The following is a 22,906-nucleotide window of genomic DNA, read 5'->3' on the forward strand; positions in this document are numbered from 1 at the left end:
CGCGGATCAGTCCAGGCCGCGCGCCCGCTCGAACCGCGCCCGCCCCTCCGCCACTTCCACCAGCGGGTCCGGGTAGTCGAGCCTGGCCCGTTCCAGGCCGTCGAGCTTCCACGGCTCGTGGACGGCGGCCCCGGCCAGCTGCGCGAGCTCCGGGACCCAGCGGCGTACGTAATCCCCGTGCGGGTCGAACCGCTTCGCCTGCGCGAGCGGATCGAGGACGCGATTGGGGCGGGCGTCGGTCCCGGTGCCCGCCGCCCACTGCCAGTTGAGCTGGTTGCTGGCGATGTCCCCGTCCACCAGGAGATCCAGGAAGTGGCGGGCGCCGATGCGCCAGTCCATGTACAGCGTCTTGGTGAGATAGCTCGCCGCCAGCAGCCGCGCGCGGCCCGGAATCCACCCCTCGTGCCGCAGCTGGCGCATCGCCGCGTCCACGATCGGGCAGCCGGTCCTGCCGTTCTTCCAGGCGGCGATCTCCTTCTCGTCCCTGCGCCAGTGGTCGCCGCGGGCACGGTAGTCGGCGTGCGCCGCATCGGGCCGGGCGGCGAGGACCTGGTGGTGGAAGTCCCGCCAGGCCAGCTGCCGTACGAACGCGTCCGCGCCCGGGCCGCCCTTGCCGCGTGCCCGCTGGACGACTTCGGCGGCGGAGAGCGTGCCGAAGTGGAGATGGGGCGAGAGCCGTGAGGTTGCGTCGCCCGGCAGATCGTCGTGCCGCCGCTCGTACGCCGCGATGCCGCCGCTCTCGTCGGCCAGCCAGCCGCTCAGCCGCCGTCGGGCCTCCGGCTCGCCGCCCCTGGCGAGCCCGGGCGACACCCCGGCGACCGCGGTGCGCCGCGGGAGCGGATGGCCGGCGAGCTCCGGGACCGGCACGATGCGCGGCGCGGCCACTGCCTCACGCAGCCCGGCCGCCTCCCACCTGCGGAAGTACGGCGTGAACACCGCGAAGTGGTCGCGTCCTGTGGGCGTCACGCGCCCCGGTGGCAGCGCGGTGACCACCCCCTCATGGACGTGCAGGGCGCACCGGACCGCCTCCAGCGCCTCGCGCAGCCGCGCTTCCCTGCGTACGGCATAGGAGCTGACGCCTCCCGCGACATGCACTGAGCGGGCCCCGCTCTCGGCGACCACCCGGCAGACCTGCTCGGTGACTTCGCCGGTACGGATCACCAGCCGGCCGCCGCGCTCGCGCAGCCCGGCGTCCAGCGCGGCCAGGCAGTCGGCAAGAAAGGCACGGCGGTTGGGCACGTCGAAGCCCGCCCGGTGCACGCCCCGGTCGAGCACGAACAGCGGCACCACCGCATCGGCGCCGCGCAGGGCTGCGCGCAGCGCCGGCTGGTCGTGGAGTCGCAGATCGGAGGTGAAGAGCATGACCGCAACGCTCATGAGCCGTCCTTCCTCGGGTGGGAAGTGCATCAGGCGGGGAAATGCAGCAGTCGGCGAAAGGCGTCCAGGGGAACGGGTATCAGGCGGGAACGCGCATCAGAACGCGCATCAGGTGGGGAAGCGCATCAGGTGGGGAAGCGCATCAGGGCGAGCGGATCGGTGGTCGGCTCGGGGGAGCCGCCCGCCGGTTCGACGGTCAGGCCCATGCCCGAAGCCGCGCCCACCGGTCCGTCCATCAGTACGGCGTTGTCGGTGACGGCGGGGTCCATCAGACCGGCGGGACGCATCTTTCCCCCGTCCTCGAACCAGAGTTGGTAGACCTTGCCCTGCGGCGGCTTGGGCAGCCCGGAGGTGAGGAAGGCCGCTTTGTTCCTGCTGTGCGAGACGACGACCGTGCCGCGTGCCCCCTCCGGCAGTTTCGTTGCGCTCACCCTGGCGTCGGGCGCGGCGAGCACCGAGGCCAGCTCCTCGGCCTGCCGCTGTGAGCGCTGCGCGTCCTCGCGTGCGTCCCGCGCCTCCTGGTGCTGCCAGGCGGCGACCCCGCCGAAAGCGACGGCGGCGGCGAGACAGGCCGCCAGCACGAAGCGCGACGCCGCCCGGCCGCGGCGGGCCGCACCTCGGCGGGCCCGCGAGACGCGGGGCGGCTCCTGGCGCTCGGCGGAGATCCTCCGCAGCACGTGCTGCTTGAGCGCAGGCGGCGGCGTCACGGCCATAGCGAGTCCCAACTTGCCGACGGTGGCAGCCAGTTCGCGCACCTCCTGGGCGCAGACCGGGCAGAGCAGAAGGTGCCGTTCGAACTCGGCGCGCTCGTCGGGCGACAGCGCGTGCAGCACATAGGCGCCGGTCAGCGTGTGCAGATCAGCGGCGTTCATGCGCTCACCCCCAGGCAGTCGCGCAGCCGGATGAGCCCGTCGCGCAGTCGTGTCTTGACCGTGCCGAGCGGCACGGAGAGCAATTCGGCCACTTCCCGGTAGGCCAGCCCGCGGTAGTACGCGAGTGTCACCGACTGCCGCTGCAGCTCGGTCAGGCCGCGCAGACAGCGCCGTACCTGCTCACGCTCCAGCCGGGCCTCGACCTGTTCGGTGACCTCGTCGTACGCGGGGGTCTGCTCCAGGAGTGCCGCCCGCCGCTCGCGGTCGGTGGCCGCCTGGGCCGACCGGACCCGGTCCACGGCGCGGCGGTGGGCGAGCGTGAGTATCCAGGTCATCGCCGATCCGCGGGACGGCTGGAAGCGCGCAGCGGTACGCCACACCTCGATCAGCACCTCCTGCGTCACCTCCTCGGACTGGGCCGGGTCGCGCAGCACGGCGCGCACCAGCCCCAGGACCGGACCGCAGACCGCGTCGTACACCCGGGAGAAAGCCTCCTGGTCGCCTCGGGCCACCAGGCCGAGCAGCTGCTGCAGATCGGGCCCCGCCGAGGCGGGTCCGCCGATGTGTACGGCTTGGTTCACGCGGCTTTCCTCCACTGTGCGGGCATGTCGTCCGGACAGATTCCACCAGGCATTCGGAGCCCATGGAGCGGCGGATTGGTCCGGGTCCGCAGATGGTTGCACGTGACCGGATGACGGTCAGCGGCGAGGCGGCTATCCGGGCGTGGGTCGCCAGTTGGGCCATGGCGTTGGCAAGGGCGGACTTGGGCCCTGGCGGTCGACAAAGCACCCGCTGCTTGGCGAAACTCCACACCTCATCGCGAAAGCCCGCGCCTCATCGCGAAAGCCCCCGCCGCATCGCGAAAACCCCCGCCGCACCGCGAAAGCCCCCGGCCGCATCGCGCAACCGGGGGCCAATGGGAGCGAGCGCAACCGGGGGCCGAAGGGAGCGAGCGTCAGGCCGCCTTCTCCTGTTCGCGCTCCACCTGTTCGTTCCACTCGCGCTTGACCGCGCGCCACGCCTCGTCCGACTGGCCGAGCCGCCAGTACCCGGAGATCGACAGCCGCTCGCGCGGAATCTGCCGGTCCAGTCGCAGATGGCGGCGCAGCTCCTTCACGAAGCCCGCCTCGCCGTGGACGAACGCGCAGACGTCGCCCTCGGGGAAGTCCAGCGCGTTCACCGCCGCCACCAACGCCTCGCCCACCGGCCGCGCCCCGCGGTGCAGCCAGTTGATCTCCACTCCGTCCGGCGTGACGATCTTCTGCTCCTCCTCGGGGCCCGCGACCTCGACGAAGGCATGGACGTGCGCGCCCGCCGACATCCGCTCCAGCGAGGCGGCGATGGCGGGCAGCGCGCTCTCGTCGCCCACCAGCAGATGCCAGTCGGCCGCCGGGTCCGGGGCGTAGCCGCCGCCAGGGCCCTGGATCCTGATCGTGTCGCCCACGCGCGCCCGCGCCGCCCACGGGCCCGCCAGGCCCTCGTCGCCGTGGACCACGAAGTCGACCGCGAGCTCACGGTGGGCCGGGTCCCAACTCCGTACCGTGTAGGTGCGGTTGGCGGGCCACTGCTCGCGCGGGAACTCCTCGCGGATCCGCTCGATGTCGAACGGCTCCGGATACGTCACGCCCACGGGCGCGAACAGCAGCTTGATGTAGTGATCGGTGAACCCGTCGAGACCGAATCCCGCCAGCCCCTCACCGCCGAGGACGACACGCACCATGTGTGGGGTGATCCGCTCGGTGCGCACCACCCGCGCCTCGTAGGGCTTCGGTGCCTTGCGGGCCGGTCGTTCTGCCACGGCGGTCTCCCCTGGGCTCGTGCGCTGCTTAGGCTAGCCTAAGTTAACACCTCAGTGCTGAAGTGTGGACAGCAGTCGCGTCAGGGCGCCGCCGAGCCCCCACTGGGCGGCCAGCTCGTCGAGCGTCGCCGGATCGCGGGGCTCGGAAGGCAGCGCGGGGTCGAAGTCGGGCAGCGGCACGTCGGACGCGACCCGTACGACCTTCGGCGCGACCGCGACATAGTCCCTGGCCTCGTCCAGCCGCTTGCGCTGCGAGGGCGTCAGCTTCGCGGTCCGGTCGTCGACGGCGGCCATGATCCCGGCCAGATCGCCGAAGGTGTCCAGCAGCTTGGCCGCGGTCTTCTCGCCGATCCCGGGCACGCCCGGCAGCCCGTCGCTCGGGTCGCCGCGCAGCAGCGCCAGGTCGATGTACCCCGGGCCGTCGACGCCGTACTTCTCGCGCAGCCATGCCTCGTCCGTCACCTGGAGCGTTCCGACGCCCTTGAGCGGATACAGCACCCGCCGCCGGCGCGCGTCGTCGACCAGCTGGAACAGGTCGCGGTCGCCGGTGACGATGTCGACCGGGCCGGTCGCACGCGCGGTGAGGGTGCCGATGACGTCGTCCGCCTCATACCCGTCGGCCCCGACGCGCGCGATGCCCAGCGCGTCGAGCACGTCCATGATCACCGGGACCTGGGGTGTCAGGGTGTCCGGGATCTCCTCCTCGTCAGGACCCGTCGCCGTCTCCACAGCGACGCGATGCGCCTTGTACGAAGGGATCAGCTCCACCCGCCATTGCGGCCGCCAGTCGTTGTCCCAGCAGGCCACAAGGTCGTCGGGGCGATGGTCCTGGACCAGCCGCGCGATGAAGTCGAGCAGCCCGCGCACGGCGTTGACCGGGGTGCCGTCGGGGGCCCGGACCGAATCCGGGACGCCGAAATAGGCGCGAAAGTACAGGGAAGCGGTGTCGAGGAGCATCAGGCGTCGCGTCACAGACCTGATGATGCCGCACCCCACTGACAGCCACCCCGTGCGCCGCCCTTCGTGCGATGGATCGCCGCCCTCGTGAGGTGGATCACTGTTGCGTTTGCCCTGGAAGGCCATGGGCAGGCGCGGGCCCGGAGCGGCGTGGCGATTTCAACACATTCGCCGGGAAAGCGGGCCGAACCCGCCCTGCTCCACGGCCCTTCCCCTGACTTCGGCGGGGAGACCCCATGCGGGGGTTGGCGGGCCGTTTCGGTTCAACGCGTGAGGTGTATGTGTCCAGGCTGCAAGCCGAGCACTTGTACAAAGTGTTCGGCAGACGACCCTACGAAGCGGTACGCAAGCTCGAAGGCGGCAGTGACCGCGACGAGCTGCGCGCCGACGGTACGACAGCAGCGGTGATCGATGCCACGTTCGCCGTCGAGCCGGGCCAGATATTCGTCGTCATGGGTCTGTCCGGGTCCGGCAAGTCCACGCTGCTGCGCATGCTGAACGGACTGCTCGAGCCCACCGCCGGACGAGTCCTCTTCGACGGCCAGGACCTGACCGCACTGAGCCCCCGCGAGCTGCGCACCGTACGCTCGGCCAAGATCAGCATGGTGTTCCAGCACTTCGCGCTCTTCCCGCACCGCAGCGTGCTGGAGAACGCCGGATACGGCCTCGAAGCGCAGGGCGTCCCGCGCCCCGAGCGCGACCGGCGCGCCGCCGAGGCCCTTGAGCTGGTCGGTCTGGCCGGCTGGGGGAAGTCCTGGCCCGACGAACTCTCCGGCGGTATGCAGCAGCGCGTCGGCCTCGCCCGCGCGCTCGCCACCGACGCCGATCTGCTGCTGATGGACGAGTCCTTCAGCGCGCTCGACCCGCTGATCCGCCGCGATATGCAGGATCAGCTCCTCGAACTGCAGCAGCGACTGAAGAAGACCATCGTCTTCATCACCCACGACCTCAACGAGGCCATGCGCCTCGGCGACCGGATCGCGGTGATGCGGGACGGCAGGATCGTCCAGCTCGGCACCGCCGAGGACATCCTCGTCACCCCGGCCAACGACTACGTCGCCTCTTTCACCCAGGACGTCGACCGCTCCCGGGTGCTCACCGCCGGCGCGATCATGGCCGACCCGCAGACCGCATTCGGCACCCGCACGGACAGCGGCAAGGAGCTGCGTAACGCCAGGGACGTGCTGGCCGCCGCGCCCGTCACCGTCGGTGCGGACACCCCGATCATCGAGCTGTTCACGCCCTGCTCCAGCAGCGGCGTCGCCGTCGCCGTCATCGACGACGAGGGGGAGCTGATCGGCGTCGTACCGCGCGCACGGCTGCTCGCGGTCCTCGGTGAGCCGATGACCCCGGCAGCGATTCCGCCGCAGACCGCGGGCCCCGCGCAGGGTGTCACCAAGGCGGTGGCCAGTGCCTAGGCTTCATCTCGGCGACTGGGTCGACAGCGGCGTCGACTGGCTCCAGTCCCATCTCTCCTGGGTGTTCGACGCCATCAGCTCACTCGTCACCGGCATGTACGACGGCATCGACGCCGTACTGTCCAGCCCCGAGCCGCTGCTCTTCGCAGGCATACTCGCCGTCGTCGCCTGGTGGCTGCGCGGCCTGTCCGCGGGCGTCCTCGCCTTCGCCGGTTTCGCGCTCATCGACTCCATCGAGCTGTGGGACGACGCGATGGCGACCCTCTCGCTGGTGCTCGTCGCCACCATCGTCACGCTGGTGATCGCGATCCCGCTCGGCGTCTGGGCCTCCCGCTCCAAGACGGTCAGCGGGATCACCCGGCCGGTGCTCGACTTCATGCAGACCATGCCGGCCATGGTCTATCTGATCCCCGGCGTCATCTTCTTCGGCGTCGGCGTGGTCCCCGGCATCATCGCGACGATCGTCTTCTCCCTGCCGCCCGGCGTACGGATGACCGAGCTCGGCATCCGCCAGGTCGACAAGGAGCTCGTCGAGGCCGCCGAGGCCTTCGGCACGACGCCGCGCAACACCCTGCTGCGCGTCCAGCTCCCGCTCGCCCTGCCCACGATCATGGCCGGCGTCAACCAGGTAATCATGCTGGGCCTGTCCATGGTGGTCATCGCCGGCATGGTCGGCGGCGGCGGCCTCGGCGCCGCCGTCTACCGGGCCATCGGCAATGTCGACGTCGGTCTCGGCTTCGAGGCCGGAATCTCCATCGTCATCCTCGCCATGTACCTGGACCGGATGACCGGTGCGCTGGGCCGCCAGGTCTCGCCGCTCGGCCGCCGCGCCCTCGCCAAGGCGAAGTCCCTGACCGGCGGGCTGAAGATCTGGAACCACCGTCCGCAGCCAGCCGTCGCCGTCGTGGGCGTCGTCGTCCTCGCGCTCGTCGCGGGCGGCATGGGCATGTTCGGCAAGACCAAGTCCGCCGGCGCCTCGGACGCCTCGAACGTCGGCCAGGGCAAGAAGGTCTCCATCGGCTACATCCCCTGGGACGAGGGCATCGCCTCCACCTTCCTCTGGAAGGAGATGCTGGAGCGGCGCGGCTACCTGGTCGAGCCCAAGCAGCTGGAGGCCGGAGCGCTCTACACCGGTCTGGCCGGCGGCCAGGTCGACTTCGAGACCGACTCCTGGCTGCCCGTCACCCACGCCCAGTACTGGAAGAAGTACCAGAACAAGCTGGAAGACATGGGCTCCTGGTACGGCCCCACCTCGCTGGAACTCTCTGTCCCCTCGTACATGAAGGGCATCGACTCGCTGGAGGACCTCAAGGGCAAGTCGGGCCAGTTCAAGGGCCGGATCATCGGCATCGAGCCGAGCGCCGGAATGATGGGCATCCTCAAGGACAAGGTCCTGCAGGACTATGGCCTGGAGGGTGAGTACAAGGTCGTCGACGGCTCGACGCCCGGCATGCTGGCCGAGCTGAAGCGTGCGTACGACAAGAAGGAGCCCATCGTCACCACGCTGTGGTCGCCGCACTGGGCGTACAGCAGCTACGACCTGAAGAAGCTCAAGGACCCCAAGGGCTCCTGGGGCAAGGGCGACGGCGTGCACACCCTGGCCCGCAAGGGCTTCTCCGCCGAGAACCCGCAGGTCGGCAAGTGGCTCAAGAACTTCAAGATGACCGAGAAGCAGCTCACGGACCTTGAAGCCAGGATCCAGACGACGGGCAAGGGCAAGGAGCAGGACGCGGTCCGCGCCTGGCTCAAGGAGTACCCGGGCCTCGCCGACAAGTGGACTCCCCTCGCCAGAGTTCAGCAGTGAAGGCCTGGATGAAGCAGAACCCGGGCATCGCGGAAAAGATGGCTCCGCAGTAGCCCGCAACATGTACAAGGGGTGGCCCCGCCAGTGGCGGAGCCACCCCTTGTGGCTTTCCGGTCTGCGGGCCGGCCGGCCCGCACAGGGATGGACTTGCAGGGAAGCCCGGGCAGGAAGCTGCGTAAGGTGAGACTGGACCAGGGAAGGGGAGCCCGGCAGATGGACGCGAAAGGCGCGAAGGACGCGATGGACGCGATGGATGCGATGGGCCCGAAGGACCCGAAGGAGACCGAACCCCTTCGGGTGGGCGCCGCTGTGCGCAGGCGCCGCCGTGCCCTGGACCTCACGCTCGCCGCGGTCGCGGCGCGCAGCGGCCTCTCCGTGCCCTTCCTCAGCCAGGTCGAGAATGAGCGGGCCCGCCCCAGCATGCGCTCCCTCCAGCGGGTCGCGGACGCCCTGGAGACCACGACCGGCCGGCTGCTCGCCGCGTCCGACGCAGCGCGCACCGTCAATGTCGTACGCGCGGCAGCGGAAGGGGCACGGCCGCCGGGCACAAGGCCCCGTCGGCTCGTGCGGGGGCACCACCAACTGCAGGCTCTGGAATTCACCGGGGAGCATGATCCGGGACGCGAATTCCAGCACCGCAACGACGAGCTGATGTACGTCGCCGACGGCGCCGCGGAGGTCGAGGCGGAGGGCCGCGCCTACCGGCTGGCGCGCGGCGACACCCTCTTCCTCTCCGGCGGCGTACGGCACCGGTGGCGCGCCACCGCCCCCGACACCCGGATCCTCGTCGTATCGGTCGCCGACCACATCGACGACGCGGGCCCCGAGCCCCGGCGCTGAGGGGCGGCCGCGTGCGCGTCGTGTCGCTGGTGCCCTCGCTGACCGAGGCCGTGGCCGTCAGCGCGCCCGGACGGCTGGTCGGGGCCACCGACTGGTGCAGCCACCCCGCCGAGCTCGATGTCGTACGGATCGGGGGCACCAAGAACCCGGACGTGGCGGCGGTGATCGGGCTGAGACCCGATCTGGTGATCGCGAACGAGGAGGAGAACCGCGCGCCCGATCTGGCCGCGTTGCGGGCTGCGGGCATCGAGGTGCTGGAGACGGAGATACGACACCTCGAGCAGGCGTTCCGCGAGCTGGAGCGGGTGCTGGCAGCCGTCTGCGGGCAGGCCCGGCCGCGCTGGCTCGACGAGGCGCGGCAGGCGTGGTCCGCGGTCGCGCCGGTGGGCGAGTGGCGGGCGGTCGTGCCGGTCTGGCGGCGGCCGTGGATGGTGCTCGGCCGCGACACCTTCGCCGGTGATCTGCTGGCCCGGCTCGGCGTTCGGAACGTGTACGCGGAGCACGCCGAGCGCTATCCGCGCATCCCGGTGGACGAACTGCGGGACAGCGGCGCCCAGCTGGCGGTCCTGCCCGACGAGCCGTACCGCTTCGCGGCGGACGACGGGCCCGAGGCATTTCCGGCGATGCCGGCCGCGCTGGTCAGCGGCCGGCATCTGACCTGGTACGGGCCGTCGCTGGCCCAGGCGCCTTCGGTGCTCGGCGCGGCGCTGCGACGAGCAACCCGGGAGCTGGGCTGAAACCTGCCCGTGCCACCGGCTGAGGGCGGGCGGACCGATCGTCGTAGCGGCGAGGGCCGGACGCGACCACATGGTTGACAGGTGGTCAGAGAATCCGGTGACCGCCGGATGTCGGGCTGCCGCACTGCCGCAAACCTGCTAGCTGTGAACGCGGTAGCGAAGCAGACATGCCATGCACTCCCCAGAAACACCGGGTTGAGTCTCGGCTCTCACATGCCCTCAAGAAAGGTCCGGGATGCCCAAAATTTTCGGTATCGCCCTCCTTGCGCTCGTGCTTGCGGCCGCATCACCGACCCCCGCGGTGGCCAAGGCGCCCGCACACTCCGACCAGATCCCCGGCGGGTACATCGTGACCCTCAAGGACACAGCCGCCCCCGAGGGTGCCGATATGAACGAGGCTGTGGACGCGGCTGTCGAGCAGGCATCCACCCTGGGTGCCAGGGTGAAGCACGTGTACCGCTACGCCCTTCACGGCTACTCGGCGTCCATGAGCGCCAGCGTCGCAGCCAAGCTCGCCGACGACCCCCGGGTGAGTTCGGTGGAGCCCGACCGGGTGGTGCATGCCACCGCCCAGTCGACCCCGACCGGCGTGGACCGGGTGGAGGCCGACCAGAGCCCCACCGCGGCGATCGACGGTGTGGACACCCGGGTGAACGCCGACGTCGCGGTCATCGACACCGGGATCGCCCCGAACCACCCCGACCTGAACGTGTACCGGGCCGGCGGCAAGAGCTGCTGGCTGTCCTTGCTGCCCCCCTCCGACTTCCACGGCCATGGCACGCATGTCGCCGGAACCATCGGCGCCCTGGACAACGGCACCGGCGTGGTCGGTACGGCACCGGGCGTCCGGCTCTGGCCGGTGCAGGTGCTCAGCCCCCTCGGCAGCGGCAGCATCTCGAACGTCATCTGCGGCATCGACCACGTCACCGAGCACGCCGACGAGATCGAGGTTGCCAATATGAGCCTGGGCGGATCGGGCACCGACGACGGCAACTGCGGCAAGACCAACAACGACGCCATGCACCGGGCGATCTGCAATTCCGTCGCCGCCGGCGTCACGTACGCGGTGGCGGCCGGCAACGACCACTCCGACGCCAAGAACATGATCCCCGCCGCATACGACGAAGTGATCACCGTCAGCGCCCTTGCCGACTTCAACGGCAAACCGGGGGGTCTTGCCCAGCCGACGTGCCGCAGCGACGTGGACGACACCTTCGCCAACTTCTCCAACTACGGCTCCGACATCGACCTGATCGCGCCGGGCGTGTGCATCCGCTCCACCTCCAACACCGGCGGCTACACGACGATGTCCGGCACATCGATGGCCGCGCCCCACGTCGCGGGTGGCGCAGCCCTGTACCTGGCCAACAACCCCGCCGCATCGCCCCAGACGGTCAAGGCGGCACTGCAGGCTGCCGGCAGCTTCGACTGGACCTGGCCGTCCCAGGACGGCGACGGCACCAAGGAGCCCCTGCTCAAACTCACGAACTTCTGACGACGGCCGTCCTTCTGACGGCTGTCAGCTGAATCATGATGTGGGCGCGTACCGGCATCGGTGCGCGCCCACACCCGTCGAGCCGGTCTTCACAGGCGCTGCGAGCAGCGCTCCGCCGAACAGGCCGCGCAGCGTACGGACGCCGGTCACCGCCCATGCGGCGACGAGGAACGCGTACAGGCCGACCGCGAGCCATTCGATGGCCGCCAGGCCGGTGTGGCGCGCAAGGCCCTCCGCGCCGGTCACGCAGGTGCCGACCGGGAAAGTGAAGGCCCACCAGGTCAGTGCGAACGGCATGCCGTCGCGCGCGGCCCGCACGACCATCGCACCGGCAAGCGCCAGCCACATCAGGGCGAAGCCCATCACGGGGATGCCGTAGATCACGGCGAAGGCGGCGAGCCCTTCGGCGTACGGTGCCTGGATCGCGCCCGGGGCCACGTCCGCCAGCTTGCTGACCGCGGTGGTCGACTGGCCGAGCGGGCCGAGCACCAGGAAGAGGGTGGGGGTCAGCGCGAGGGGCAGCGGGCCGTGGTGGACGAGCCGGGCGAAGACCATCGGCAGGATGAGCAGCGAGGCCAGCAGGCTGACCCCGAACATCGCGTAGCTCCCCAGCAGCATCGCCTCCCGCCACTGCCCGGCAGGCAGCTGCGGGACCAGGAGAGGGCCGAAGGACGCGGAGACCATCGGGGCTACGACGGGCAGCAGCCACACGGGAGAGGCCGTGCCGGGCGCGACCTTGTGGCGTACGACCATCAGATACGGGACGACCACGGCGGCGGCGAGCCCTGTGAGGGTGCCGGCGCAGAAGAGCGCGGTCGCCGTCGCCACGGCCGCGGGTTCGCCGATCACGTCCTGGCCCACGGTCAGGGTGCCGATGCCGACGGCCAGCAGCGCCATCGACAGACAGCCGTAGAAGGGCGCGACCGCCGGGTCGAGAAGGTGGGCGCGGGCCTGGTCACGGTGGTAGGCCCAGTGCGCGGCGCGGGCGGCCAGGACGACGGCCAGCAGCGCGGCGGACAGCGTCCACACCGCGGTGCAGGCCGTCCGCAGGCCGGGGATGCCGACGGGCAGGGCGGCGCCGGCGTTCGCGACGATGGCGGTGCCCATGACGGTCGCGTACCAGTTGGGGCCGAGGTGGCGGAGGACGGGCAGCCGTACGGTGGTGAGGGTGGACGCGGCAGTGCGGCGGCGGGGGTGGGGCTGCACGGCGGTGACCATGTCTTCACTCTCAACTGGGCCAGGACTCCCCACCAGGGATCTCTCACCTATGGCCCCATAAGCTGGATTTATGAGCGACGAGGATGAACAACGGGTGCCGTTGGCGCACCGGGTGCCGGACCTGGGCGCGCTCGAGCTGCTGCTGGCCGTCGCGCGGCACGGCAGCCTGGGGCGGGCGGCGCGCGAGCTCGGCATCACCCAGCCGGCCGCGAGCAGCCGGATCCGCTCGATGGAGCGCCAGCTGGGGGTGGCTCTGGTCGACCGCTCCCCGCGCGGGTCCCGGCTGACGGACGCGGGGGCGCTGGTCACGGACTGGGCGCTGCGGGTCGTGGAGGCGGCGGAGGCGTTCGACGCGGGGGCGCAGGCGCTGCGAGGGCGGCGCGATTCGCGGCTGCGGGTGGCGGCTTCGATGACCATCGCGGAGTACCTGCTGCCGGGGTGGCTGATCGCGCTCAGGGCCGGGCGCCCCGGCACGGCGGTCTCGCTGCTGGCCGGGAACTCCGCGGCGGTGGCTCAGCGCCTGCTCGCGGGCGAGGCGGACCTGGGCTTCGTGGAGGGCCTGTCCGTGCCGGACGGCCTCGACGGGGCGGTCATCGGTCACGACCGCCTCCTGGTGGTCGTGGCCCCGAGCCATCCATGGGCCCGCCGCCGCGCCCCGCTGACCCCGGCGGAGCTGGCCGCCGCGCCGCTGATCCTGCGCGAACGGGGTTCGGGCACCCGTCAGGTCCTCGACTCGGCCCTGTCCGACTGCGGCGGCCTGGCCGAACCGCTGCTCGAACTCGCCTCCACGACGGCGGTCAAGGCAGCGGCGGTGAGTGGTGCGGGACCGGCGGTCCTGAGCGAACTGGCGATCACGGAGGAACTGACGGCGCGCCGCCTGACGAGCATCCCGCTGGCCTCCGTCGACCTCCGGCGCGCTCTCCGCGCGGTCTGGCCGACGTCCCACCGGCCGACGGGCCCGGCGCGGGATCTGCTCACGCTGACGAGGGGACGCCCGACGTCCGGCTGACGCCGGATCCCCGGGGGCGCGGGTCGCCTGCGGCGGGCTTGTTCCCCACCCCTCCCCCTACGCCCTGGCGGGCGTGGGGGGACCTCCACTTCCCGAACTGGGGGCAAGCCCCCAGACCCCCAGTACGCCCTTCGGGCGTTGTCCTCAATCGCCGGACGGGCTCCAATGGAGCCCCTGGGGGTCCCCCCGGACGAAGTCTGGGGGAGATTGAGGAGCGGGGTCCGGGGCGGAGCCCCGAAAAACAGCCCCGCCGGCGATTGAGGCGCGGGGTCCGGGGCGGAGCCCGGTTACGGGAAAGGACCCGTCAAGGCCTCGCCGCGGCGACCAGCGCCGACATCACCCGCATGTCGTCCCCCGCCTCCGGATGCCACTGGACCCCCAGCGCCCACCCCGCTCCCGACAGCTCCACCGCCTCCACCGTGCCGTCCTCCGCGTGTGCGCTCGCCACGAGGGTGTCGGCCAGGCGGTCCACCGACTGGTGGTGGTACGTCGGGACCGACGACTCCTCCGGGACGATCTCCGCGTACCGCGTCCCCGGGACCGGCTTGACGGTGTGGGCGCCGAAGACGCCCACACCCCCGACGTGCCCGTCCAGGTGCTGGACCAGCGTCCCGCCGAGCGCAACGTTCAGCAGTTGCAGGCCCCGGCAGATCCCCAGCAGCGGCGTCCCGGACGCCAACGCCGCCCGGATCAGGGAGAGTTCCCACGCGTCCCGGTCCCGCGCCGGCGGGCCCGTACGCTCGTGGGGCTCGGCCCCGTACCGTACGGGCTCGACATCCGCTCCGCCCGCGATCACCAGGCCGTCCAGCCGGGACACGACCGGCTCTGCCTGGGCCGGGTCGTCGGGCGGGAGGAGCGCCGCGAGGCCGCCGGCCGCCTGGATCAGGCGGGGGTATCCGGCCGGCAGCAGCGCCGCGGGCATCTCCCACACGCCCCACGCGGCCGGCTCCAGGTACGTGGTGACGCCGATGAGCGGCTTGGACACAGTGACTCCGTTCTGTTGCGTTCCTTTGCGTCCTGTTTTGGGTTCAGTCCCGTTCGAGTTCGGCCTCGGCCGCCGCCAGCGCCGCGAACTCCTCCTCCGGAGCCCGCGCCACCAGATGATGGCGACTGTAGATCGCGAAGTAGGCGAGTGCGACGCCGTAGACGCCCAGCGCGATGAAGGCCGCGTCCTTGTCCACCAGGAACGTTGCCACCAGCGCGGACAGCGCAAGGATGAAGGCGACGGACGAGGTGAGCGTGCCGCCGGGCGTGCGGTACGGGCGCGGGAGCTCCGGCTCGCGGCGGCGCAGCACGATGTGCGACAGGGCCATCAGCGCGTAACTGATCGTGGCGCCGAAGACCGCGATGTTCAGCATCCGCGCGCCGTTGCCCGTCCCCGCCGCCAGCGCGAAGCCGATCGCACCAGGGATCAGCAGCCCGAGGTACGGCGACTTGCGCCGGCTGGTGAGGGAGAGGAAGCGCGGGAGATAGCCGGCCCGGGAGAGCGCGAAGAGCTGGCGCGAGCCCGCGTAGATGAGCGAGAAGAAGGACGCAACCAGGCCCGCCAGGCCCGCGTAGTTGACGAAGCGGCTCAGCGGCGTCGGATCGCCGCTCCCCTGCAACGCCACCACCAGCGGATTTCCGGCCTCCTGGATCGCGGCGGAGCCCTGCGCGCCAGTCGAGGCGAAGAACGTCAGCACGGCCAGCAGCACCAGGATCCCCATCGAGATGGCGAGCGCCCGCGGCATCGAGCGCACCGGGTCCTTCGCCTCCTCCGCCGCCAGCGGCACGCCCTCGACACCGAGGAAGAACCACATGCCGAAGGGGAACGCCGCCCAGATGCCGAGCAGGCCGAACGGCAGCCAGGAGCCCGAGCCGAACGCGTCCTTGTCGACGGGGATGTCGTCCAGACCGCCCGCGCTGAAGTCCGTGAACGCGCCGACCGCGAAGATCAGCAGCGCCGCGACCGCGATCGCCGTCACCACCAGGCTGAAGCGCAGCGCCTCGCCGACGCCCCACAGATGGATGCCGATGAAGATCGCGAAGCAGGCCAGATAGACCGGCCAGCCGGACTCCAGGCCGAACAGACCGAGCGATTCGACGTAGTCGCCGATGAAGATGGCGATCGCCGCGGGCGCGAGTATGTACTCGATGAGGATCGCGGTGCCGGTCAGGAACCCGCCCCAGGTGCCGAGCGCGCGGCGGGCGAAGCCGTAGCCGCCGCCCGCCGTCGGCAGGATCGCCGACAGCTCGGCGAGTGCGAAGACGAGACAGGCGTACATCGCGCCCATCAGGAGGGTGGCGATCGCGAGCCCGCCGAAGCCCCCCTTGGACAGGCCGATGTTCCAGCCGGAGAAGTCGCCGGAGACGACATAGGCGACGCCGAGCCCCGTGAGGAGCAGCCAGCCGGCGCTGCCCCTGCGCAGGGTGCGGCGGTTCAGATAGGCGTCGTCGGCGGGGGACTGTTCGCGTGTGGTGGTGCCTTCGGCCATGAGTCGCTCCTGGCAGAGGTCAATGGTTTGTGCGGACACCTTTGCGGCAGGTATCGGTGATGCGCAAGCCCTGTGCGTAAAGCTGCGGTTACGGTTCGGTCGCCGTCGAGGGTCAGTCGAGGGTCAGCAGAGGGTCACGAGAGGGGCGAGCGAGGAGCAGGGGAGGGTCACCAGAGGGGCGGGCGAGGAGCAGGCGAGTAGTGCAGGAGAGCGTCAGGAGAGGAAGCCGCGCAGCAGCGCCGCCGTCCCCTCGCAGTGCTCCCGCATCACCTCGCGCGCCGCGTCCGCGTCCCCCTCGAGCACCGCGTCGACCAGCGCCGTGTGCTGGTGCTGCGAGTGTTCGAGGTTGCGTACGAGCAGCGGAATGCAGTCCAGTAGATCGTTCAGCGTGGCGCGCACCGCTGCGTACTGCGCGGTCAGCGTGGGGGAGCCGGAGAGCTCGGCGAGGGTCAGATGCAGCAGTGTGTCCTGGCGCCGGTACTCGGTGAGCGGCGCGTCGTGCGTCGCGGCCAGGGCCGTACGCAGCCGTTCCGCGCCCTCGTCGGACAGCCCGTGCGCGGCGCACAGCCCGGCGGCCCCCACCTCGAGCACCTCGCGGAAGCGCAGGGTGTCCTCGACGTCCACCTCCGCCACGCGTCGGCGCAGCTCGTCCTCGCCGTGGGTGTCGGGGCGGTGCAGTACAAACGTTCCGCCGTAGCGGCCGCGCCTGCTCTCCACGAGCCCCTGGTCGGTGAGCACCTTCAGTACCTCGCGCAGCGTGACCCGGCTGATCCCTATCCGCTCCGCGAGCTCGCGCTCCGCGGGCAGCCGCTCCCCGCCGGCGACCAGTCCGAGGCGCAGCAGCTGAAGAATCTGCTCCAGTGCTTCCTCGAAGCCGTTGCCCGCGCGCACAGGGCGCAGCACGGGCGTCAGCGGGTCGGCCGCGTCGTTCTTCTTCGCCACGTCGCTGTTCCCTCTTCCCATGCAATGGTCTTCAGTAATACCTTATGGCTTCCGGCTGACCCAAGGAGGCGTAATCCCGTGGCAGACCGCAAACCCCCGCTCGGGGTCGAGGAGCTTCGCGCCCTCGTCGCGAGCGGCGAGATCGACACAGTCGTCCTGGCCTTCCCCGATATGCAGGGGCGGCTCCAGGGCAAGCGGTTCGCCGCACCCTTCTTCCTGGACGAGGTCCTGGAACACGGCACCGAGGGCTGCAACTACCTCCTCGCCGTCGACACCGAGATGAACACCGTAGACGGCTACGAGATGTCCTCGTGGGAACGCGGCTACGGCGACTTTGCCATGCACCCCGACCTCACCACACTGCGCCGTATTCCCTGGAACGAGGGCACCGCGCTGCTCGTCGCCGACCTCGCCTGGAACGACGGCTCACCCGTCGTCGCCGCGCCCCGCCAGGTCCTGCGCCGGCAGCTGGACCGCCTCGCCGAGCACGGCTTCACGGCGCACGTCGGCACGGAGCTCGAATTCATCGTCTTCAAGGACACCTACGAGGAGGCCTGGGACCGCAACTACCGCGATCTCATCCCGGCCAACCAGTACAACATCGACTACTCCGTCCTCGGCACCGGCCGCATCGAGCCGCTGCTGCGCCGGATCCGAAACGAGATGGCGACCGCCGGCCTGGTCGTCGAGTCCGCCAAGGGCGAGTGCAACCCCGGTCAGCACGAGATCGCCTTCAAGTACGACGAAGCCCTGGTCACCTGCGACCAGCACGCCGTCTACAAGACCGGCGCGAAGGAGATCGCCTCCCAGGAGGGTGTCTCGCTCACCTTCATGGCCAAGTACAACGAGCGCGAGGGCAACTCCTGTCATATCCACCTCTCGCTCCAGGACGAGACCGGCGCGAACGTCATGGCGGGCGACGGACCCGGCGGAATGTCGCAGGTCATGCGCCACTTCCTGGCCGGACAGCTGGCGGCGCTGCGTGACTTCTCGCTGCTGTACGCGCCCAACATCAACTCGTACAAGCGCTTCCAGCCCGGCTCCTTCGCGCCGACCGCCGTCGCCTGGGGCTACGACAACCGCACCTGCGCGCTGCGCGTCGTCGGCCACGGCCGCTCGATGCGGTTCGAGAACCGGCTGCCGGGCGGCGACGTCAACCCCCACCTGGCCGTAGCCGGTCTGGTCGCGGCCGGTCTGTACGGCATCGAGCAGCAGCTGGAACTGCCGGAGGAGTGCACCGGGAACGCGTACACCGCCGGATACGCGCAGGTGCCCACCACGCTGCGCGAAGCCGCCGAACTCTGGGAGAACAGTCCCATCGCCAAGGCCGCATTCGGCGACGAAGTCGTCGCGCACTACCGCAACATGGCGCGGGTCGAGCTCGAAGCCTTCGATGCCGCGGTGACCGACTGGGAGCTCCGCCGCTCCTTCGAACGTCTGTGAGGCACGCCTTGCCGTACGCGTACCACGAGGTGCTCAACCCCGCGACCGGGCAGGTCGTCGAGACCGTCCGGGCGACGACGGCCGCCGAGGTCGACGCCGCCGTCGCACGGGCCGCAAAGGCCCAGCAGGGCTGGGCGGCCGCCGCACCCGCCGACCGGGCCAGGCTGCTGCGGCGCTTCGCCGCGGTCGTCGACGAACACCTGGAAGAACTCGCCCAGTTGGAGGTGCGGGAGGCCGGGCACACCATCGGCAACGCCCGCTGGGAAGCGGGGAACGTCCGCGACCTCCTCGACTTCGCGGCCGGGGGAGTCGAGCGCCTGAATGGCCGTCAGATCCCCGTCGCGGGCGGCCTCGACATCACCATCCTCGAACCGCTCGGTGTCATCGGCGTGATCGCGCCCTGGAACTTCCCCATGCCGATCGCCGCCTGGGGCACGGCCCCGGCCCTCGCCGCCGGCAACGCCGTCCTCCTCAAGCCCGCGGAGACCACCCCGCTCACCGCGCTGCGGCTGGCCGAACTCGCCCTGGAGGCAGGCCTGCCCGAGCACCTTTTCCAGGTGCTGCCGGGCGCGGGCGACGAAGCGGGCAACGCGCTGGTCGAGCACCCGGGCGTCGCGAAGATCGTGTTCACCGGCTCCACCCGCGTCGGCAAGCAGATCATGGCCAAGTGCGCGGACCGCGTGAAGCGCGTGACCCTCGAACTCGGCGGCAAGAGCCCGAACATCGTCTTCGCCGACTCCGACCTCGAAGCCGCGGTCGCCGCCACCCCCATGTCCTTCTTGGACAACAGCGGCCAGGACTGCTGCGCCCGCACCCGCATCCTGGTGCAGAGCTCGGTGTACGACCGTTTCCTCGACCTTCTCGCCCCGGCGATCGAGTCCGTCGTCGTCGGCGACCCGGCCGACGAGAACACCCAGATGGGCCCGCTGATCTCGCAGGCTCAGCTGGAGCGGGTCCGTGCGTACGTCCCCGACGAGCTGAAGGCGATCCGCGGCACCGCCCCACAAGGCCCCGGTTTCTGGTTCCCGCCGACCGTCCTCACCGACCTCGCGCCAAACGCCCCCGCCGCCTGCGAGGAGGTCTTCGGCCCGGTCGCCGTCGTCCTCCCCTTCGACGACGAGGCCGACGCGATCCGGCTCGCCAACGCCACCGAGTACGGCCTGTCCGGCTCCATCTGGACCCGCGACGTGGGCCGCGCGATCCGCGTCTCCCGCGCCGTCGCCGCCGGCAACCTCTCCGTCAACTCCCACTCCAGCGTCCGCTACTCGACGCCGTTCGGCGGCTACCAGCAGTCCGGTCTCGGCCGCGAACTCGGCCCCGACGCCCTCACCGCTTTCACCGAAACCAAGAACGTCTTCATCAGCACGGAGGCCTGAAGCAATGACCGCCCAGAACATCTGCCGCCGCCTCGTCGGCCGTACCGCCGTCATCACCGGCGCCGGCAGCGGCATCGGCCTGGCCACCGCGCGCCGCCTCGCCACCGAGGGTGCCAACGTCGTCTGCGCCGACATCGACGAGACCGCGGGCAAGGCCGCGGCCGACGAGGTCGGCGGCACGTTCGTACGCGTCGACGTCACCGACGCCGAGCAGGTCGAGGCGCTGTTCAAGACCGCGTACGACACCTATGGCAGCGTCGACATCGCCTTCAACAACGCGGGCATCTCGCCGCCCGACGACGACTCGATCCTCACCACCGGCCTGGATGCCTGGAAGCGCGTCCAGGAGGTCAACCTCACCTCCGTCTTCCTGTGTTGCAAGGCCGCCATCCCCTACATGCAGCGCCAGGGCCGCGGCTCGATCATCAACACCGCGTCGTTCGTGGCCGTCATGGGCGCGGCGACCTCCCAGATCTCGTACACCGCGTCCAAGGGCGGCGTGCTCGCCATGTCGCGCGAGCTCGGCGTGCAGTTCGCCCGCGAGGGGATCCGGGTGAACGCGCTGTGCCCCGGGCCGGTCAACACCCCGCTGCTGCAGGAGCTGTTCGCCAAGGACCCGGAGCGCGCCGCGCGCCGCCTGGTCCACATCCCGGCCGGACGGTTCGCGGAGGCGGACGAGATCGCCGCCGCCGTGGCCTTCCTCGCCAGCGACGACTCCTCGTTCATCAACGCCACCGACTTCCTCGTCGACGGCGGAATCGCGGGCGCGTACGTCACTCCCGTGTAGAAGCACTCCCGTGTAGAAGCACGGAAGCGGCCCGCCTAGGGTGGCCGGATGAGCATGACGACCCCGGCGGGCTGGTACCCGGACCCCAACGTGCCCGGCAGCGAGCGCTGGTGGGACGGGGCCGCCTGGACCGCGCACACACGCGCGGTCCAGGCGCAGGCCCCGGCCCAAGCCCAGGCTCCGGCCCAGGCCGTCGGGTTCGGTCCGCCGACCGTGCCGATGCAGCAGGCGGCACCCGGAGCCGGCGGCAAGGCGCGGCTGGTGGCGCTCGGCACCGCGGGCGTGGTGCTCGTCGCGGCGGTCGCCACCGGCGCGGTGCTGCTCGGGAAGGACGACGGGGATACGAAGCCCGAGTCCGCGCCGAGCGTTGTCGAACCGGCCCCGACGACGGCGGACCCGAAGAACAGCCGGGCCGCCACCCCGCCCGCGGGCGACGACTCCGCGCTGCTGACCGACCAGCTCAACGGCATCACGATGGCCGTCCCCGAGGGCTGGGAGAAGTCCGACAGCTCCCTCGACGAGGGCACCACGATGGTGACGGACGAGACCTACGACTGCCCGGGAGGCGGCTCCTCGCTCTGCCGGCACGGCCGGGTGTCGTCGATCACCGCCACCCAGACCGATGTGAACTCGCCCGCGGTGCTCGCCAAACAGGACATCGTGACGGCGGCGGACAAGGCGTACGAGGAAGACACCCTCGGCACCCGCATCCACGGCGGCATCAAGTCCCACGCCGTGCTCAAGTCCCAGTCCATCGCCGTCGCCGGGCGGGCGGGCTATCTGGTGCGCTGGCGGGTCACCACCGGAGCGGGCCCCGGCGGGTATGTCCAGTCGCTGGCCTTCCCCTCGACGGTGGGAACCGGGGCGATGATCGTCGTCCGCTTCGCCTTCGACGCGGGTCCGGACGGGCCGAAGCTCGCCGACATGGACAAGATCGCCGCGAGCATCCGCCCGATCGGCGACTCCACGAGCGGCGGAGTCGGCAGCAGCATCGGCCCATAACGAGCCCGTCCGGCGATTGAAGACACGAGGACAAACGGCCTCCGGGCGGTCCGGCGGGCCGCCTCAGAGGAAGGTGCGGCCCTCGCCCCGGTACGTGGGCGCGGTCCCCGTCACCCGGTCGCCCTCGATTAGTTGCAGCGTGTCGAAGCGCTCGCACAGCTCCCCGGCCTTGGCGTGCCGGAACCACACCTTGTCGCCGATCAGCAGATCGTCGGCGGCCGAGCCGAGCAGTGGGGTCTGCACCTCGCCGGGCCCCTCCTGCGGGTCGTAGCGCAGCCCCTCCGGGAGATACGGGACGGGCAGCCGGTCCGCGCCGGCCGCACCCGATGCCGGGTAGCCGCCGCCGAGCACCGTCACCACGCCCACGCCCGGCCTGCGCACCACGGGCTGGGCGAAGAGCGCGGCGGGACGCCCCGTGAACGAGGTGTAGTTGTCGAACAGCCGCGGGACGTACAGCCCGGACCCGGCGGCGATCTCGGTCACCGCGTCCTCGGCCGCGGTGTGCTGGACGCTGCCGGTGCCGCCACCGTTGACGAACTCCAGGTCCGGCGTCACGGCCCGCACCGCTCGCACCACCGCGGCCCGCCGGGCCGCCAGCTCCTTACGGGCCGCGGACTGCATCAGCCGGACGGCCCGTGAACGCAGCGGACTGCCCGCCACGGCGTCCCCGACACCCGCCACATGTCCCTCGTACGCCATCAGCCCCACCAGCCGGAAGCCCGGGCGGCGCGCGATCGACCGCGCCAGCTCGGCCAGCTGGGCGGGCTCACGCAGCGGCGAACGCCGGGCCCCGATCCGTACCCTGCCGCCCAGCAGGTGCAGCGCGGTGTCGAGTTCCAGACAGACCCGGATCTCCTCCCTGCCGCCGGCCCGCGAGCAGTCGATCAGCTCCAGCTGCGCCGCGTCGTCGACCATCACCGTCACGGCGGCCGCGAGCTTGGGGTCGCCCGCGAGCTCCGCGAACCCGGACCGGTCCGCCGAGGGGTAGGCCAGCAGTACGTCGTCGAACCCGGCCCGCGCCAGCCACAGCGACTCGTCCAGCGTGAACGACATGATCCCCGCGAACCCGTCCCGCGCCAGCACCCGTTCAAGGAGTGCCCGGCAGCGCACGGACTTGCTCGCCAGCCGGATGGGCTTGCCGCCCGCTCTGCGCACCAGATCGTCGGCGTTGGCGTCGAACGCGTCGAGATCGACGACTGCGAGCGGCGCATCGAGATGGGCGGTGGCCCTGTCGTAGCGGGCCCGGTCAGCGGCACGGGGAGTCATGGCCTGAGCTTGCCAGACCGAATTACCGCAGGGTAGGGGGACGTTTTGCGCAGATCCCCCCGGACCCCTGGTCTCGTTGCCGCGGCGCGTG

Annotated in this window: 20 protein-coding genes; 10 read left to right on the forward strand and 10 right to left on the reverse strand. The window is 71.2% G+C overall.

Annotated elements, in window-relative coordinates; genetic code table 11:
• Positions 1-6: 6 nt before the first annotated feature.
• From ACZ3H8_RS22170 to ACZ3H8_RS22190, 5 genes are all read right to left on the reverse strand, one after another.
• A complete protein-coding gene (locus ACZ3H8_RS22170; RefSeq protein WP_467404359.1) occupies positions 7-1,377 on the reverse strand; it encodes a cryptochrome/photolyase family protein in 1,371 nt (456 codons plus the stop codon).
• A 125-nt stretch (positions 1,378-1,502) separates the two neighbouring features.
• Positions 1,503-2,249 carry an anti-sigma factor gene (locus ACZ3H8_RS22175; RefSeq protein WP_467404361.1) on the reverse strand — a complete coding sequence of 249 codons (747 nt, stop codon included), beginning with the start codon at positions 2,247-2,249 and terminating at the stop codon, positions 1,503-1,505.
• Positions 2,246-2,830: a sigma-70 family RNA polymerase sigma factor gene (locus ACZ3H8_RS22180; RefSeq protein WP_307664514.1), complete on the reverse strand. Its 585-nt coding sequence runs from the start codon at positions 2,828-2,830 to the stop codon at positions 2,246-2,248. The genes ACZ3H8_RS22175 and ACZ3H8_RS22180 overlap by 4 nt, the downstream gene beginning before the upstream one ends.
• Positions 2,831-3,204: 374 nt before the next feature.
• Entirely contained in the window at positions 3,205-4,047 is an 843-nt protein-coding gene (locus tag ACZ3H8_RS22185) for a siderophore-interacting protein (RefSeq protein ID WP_467404364.1), read from the reverse strand.
• A 51-nt stretch (positions 4,048-4,098) separates the two neighbouring features.
• Positions 4,099-5,004 (reverse strand): 5'-3' exonuclease, encoded by a 906-nt coding sequence (locus tag ACZ3H8_RS22190; RefSeq protein WP_467404787.1) that lies wholly within the window; start codon positions 5,002-5,004, stop codon positions 4,099-4,101.
• 281 nt (positions 5,005-5,285) lie between these two features.
• Between ACZ3H8_RS22190 and ACZ3H8_RS22195 the strand changes: the two genes are divergently transcribed.
• The 5 genes from ACZ3H8_RS22195 to ACZ3H8_RS22215 all read left to right on the forward strand — a co-directional run bounded on the left by ACZ3H8_RS22195 (position 5,286) and on the right by ACZ3H8_RS22215 (position 11,298).
• On the forward strand, positions 5,286-6,422 hold the full coding sequence (locus tag ACZ3H8_RS22195; RefSeq protein WP_467404366.1) for a quaternary amine ABC transporter ATP-binding protein: 1,137 nt from the start codon (positions 5,286-5,288) through the stop codon (positions 6,420-6,422).
• Entirely contained in the window at positions 6,415-8,226 is a 1,812-nt protein-coding gene (locus tag ACZ3H8_RS22200; RefSeq protein ID WP_467404369.1) for an ABC transporter permease/substrate binding protein, read from the forward strand. Before ACZ3H8_RS22195 ends, ACZ3H8_RS22200 begins: the two co-directional genes overlap by 8 nt.
• Before the next feature lie 249 nt (positions 8,227-8,475).
• Positions 8,476-9,066: a helix-turn-helix domain-containing protein gene (locus tag ACZ3H8_RS22205; protein WP_398989755.1), complete on the forward strand. Its 591-nt coding sequence runs from the start codon at positions 8,476-8,478 to the stop codon at positions 9,064-9,066.
• 11 nt (positions 9,067-9,077) lie between these two features.
• A complete protein-coding gene (locus ACZ3H8_RS22210; protein WP_467404370.1) occupies positions 9,078-9,803 on the forward strand; it encodes a helical backbone metal receptor in 726 nt (241 codons plus the stop codon).
• A 235-nt stretch (positions 9,804-10,038) separates the two neighbouring features.
• Positions 10,039-11,298, forward strand: a complete 1,260-nt coding sequence (locus ACZ3H8_RS22215; RefSeq protein WP_467404373.1) for a S8 family serine peptidase — start codon at positions 10,039-10,041, stop codon at positions 11,296-11,298.
• A 33-nt stretch (positions 11,299-11,331) separates the two neighbouring features.
• Here the strand turns inward: ACZ3H8_RS22215 and ACZ3H8_RS22220 are convergent, their stop codons facing one another.
• Positions 11,332-12,516, reverse strand: a complete 1,185-nt coding sequence (locus tag ACZ3H8_RS22220) for a TDT family transporter (protein ID WP_467404374.1) — start codon at positions 12,514-12,516, stop codon at positions 11,332-11,334.
• A 70-nt stretch (positions 12,517-12,586) separates the two neighbouring features.
• On the opposite strand from ACZ3H8_RS22220, the gene ACZ3H8_RS22225 reads away from it, so the two are divergent.
• A complete protein-coding gene (locus ACZ3H8_RS22225; protein ID WP_467404375.1) occupies positions 12,587-13,525 on the forward strand; it encodes a LysR family transcriptional regulator in 939 nt (312 codons plus the stop codon).
• Between the two features lie 304 nt (positions 13,526-13,829).
• Here the strand turns inward: ACZ3H8_RS22225 and ACZ3H8_RS22230 are convergent, their stop codons facing one another.
• The 3 genes from ACZ3H8_RS22230 to ACZ3H8_RS22240 form a co-directional block, all read right to left on the reverse strand.
• Positions 13,830-14,510 (reverse strand): gamma-glutamyl-gamma-aminobutyrate hydrolase family protein, encoded by a 681-nt coding sequence (locus ACZ3H8_RS22230; protein WP_467404378.1) that lies wholly within the window; start codon positions 14,508-14,510, stop codon positions 13,830-13,832.
• 43 nt (positions 14,511-14,553) lie between these two features.
• Positions 14,554-15,999 (reverse strand): ethanolamine permease, encoded by a 1,446-nt coding sequence (gene eat, locus ACZ3H8_RS22235; protein ID WP_467404380.1) that lies wholly within the window; start codon positions 15,997-15,999, stop codon positions 14,554-14,556.
• 213 nt (positions 16,000-16,212) lie between these two features.
• Complete coding sequence (locus ACZ3H8_RS22240; protein WP_467404381.1) at positions 16,213-16,962, reverse strand: FadR/GntR family transcriptional regulator; 750 nt, start codon at positions 16,960-16,962, stop codon at positions 16,213-16,215.
• 57 nt (positions 16,963-17,019) lie between these two features.
• Here ACZ3H8_RS22240 and ACZ3H8_RS22245 point away from each other — a divergent pair, with 57 nt between their 5' ends.
• From ACZ3H8_RS22245 to ACZ3H8_RS22260, 4 genes are read left to right on the forward strand one after another with little or no spacing between them, the layout of a single operon-like run.
• Positions 17,020-18,384, forward strand: a complete 1,365-nt coding sequence (locus ACZ3H8_RS22245) for a glutamine synthetase family protein (RefSeq protein WP_467404384.1) — start codon at positions 17,020-17,022, stop codon at positions 18,382-18,384.
• Positions 18,351-19,760, forward strand: coding sequence for an aldehyde dehydrogenase family protein (locus ACZ3H8_RS22250; protein ID WP_467404790.1), 1,410 nt, complete (start codon positions 18,351-18,353; stop codon positions 19,758-19,760). The genes ACZ3H8_RS22245 and ACZ3H8_RS22250 overlap by 34 nt, the downstream gene beginning before the upstream one ends.
• A gap of 4 nt (positions 19,761-19,764) precedes the next feature.
• Positions 19,765-20,547 (forward strand): 3-oxoacyl-ACP reductase, encoded by a 783-nt coding sequence (locus ACZ3H8_RS22255; protein WP_467404386.1) that lies wholly within the window; start codon positions 19,765-19,767, stop codon positions 20,545-20,547.
• 48 nt (positions 20,548-20,595) lie between these two features.
• Positions 20,596-21,549 (forward strand): DUF2510 domain-containing protein, encoded by a 954-nt coding sequence (locus ACZ3H8_RS22260; protein WP_467404389.1) that lies wholly within the window; start codon positions 20,596-20,598, stop codon positions 21,547-21,549.
• 63 nt (positions 21,550-21,612) lie between these two features.
• Here ACZ3H8_RS22260 and ACZ3H8_RS22265 read toward each other — a convergent pair whose 3' ends face one another.
• Positions 21,613-22,815 (reverse strand): amino acid deaminase/aldolase, encoded by a 1,203-nt coding sequence (locus ACZ3H8_RS22265; protein WP_467404391.1) that lies wholly within the window; start codon positions 22,813-22,815, stop codon positions 21,613-21,615.
• Positions 22,816-22,906: the final 91 nt, after the last annotated feature.

This window comes from Streptomyces sp. NPDC002868 (assembly GCF_055563295.1).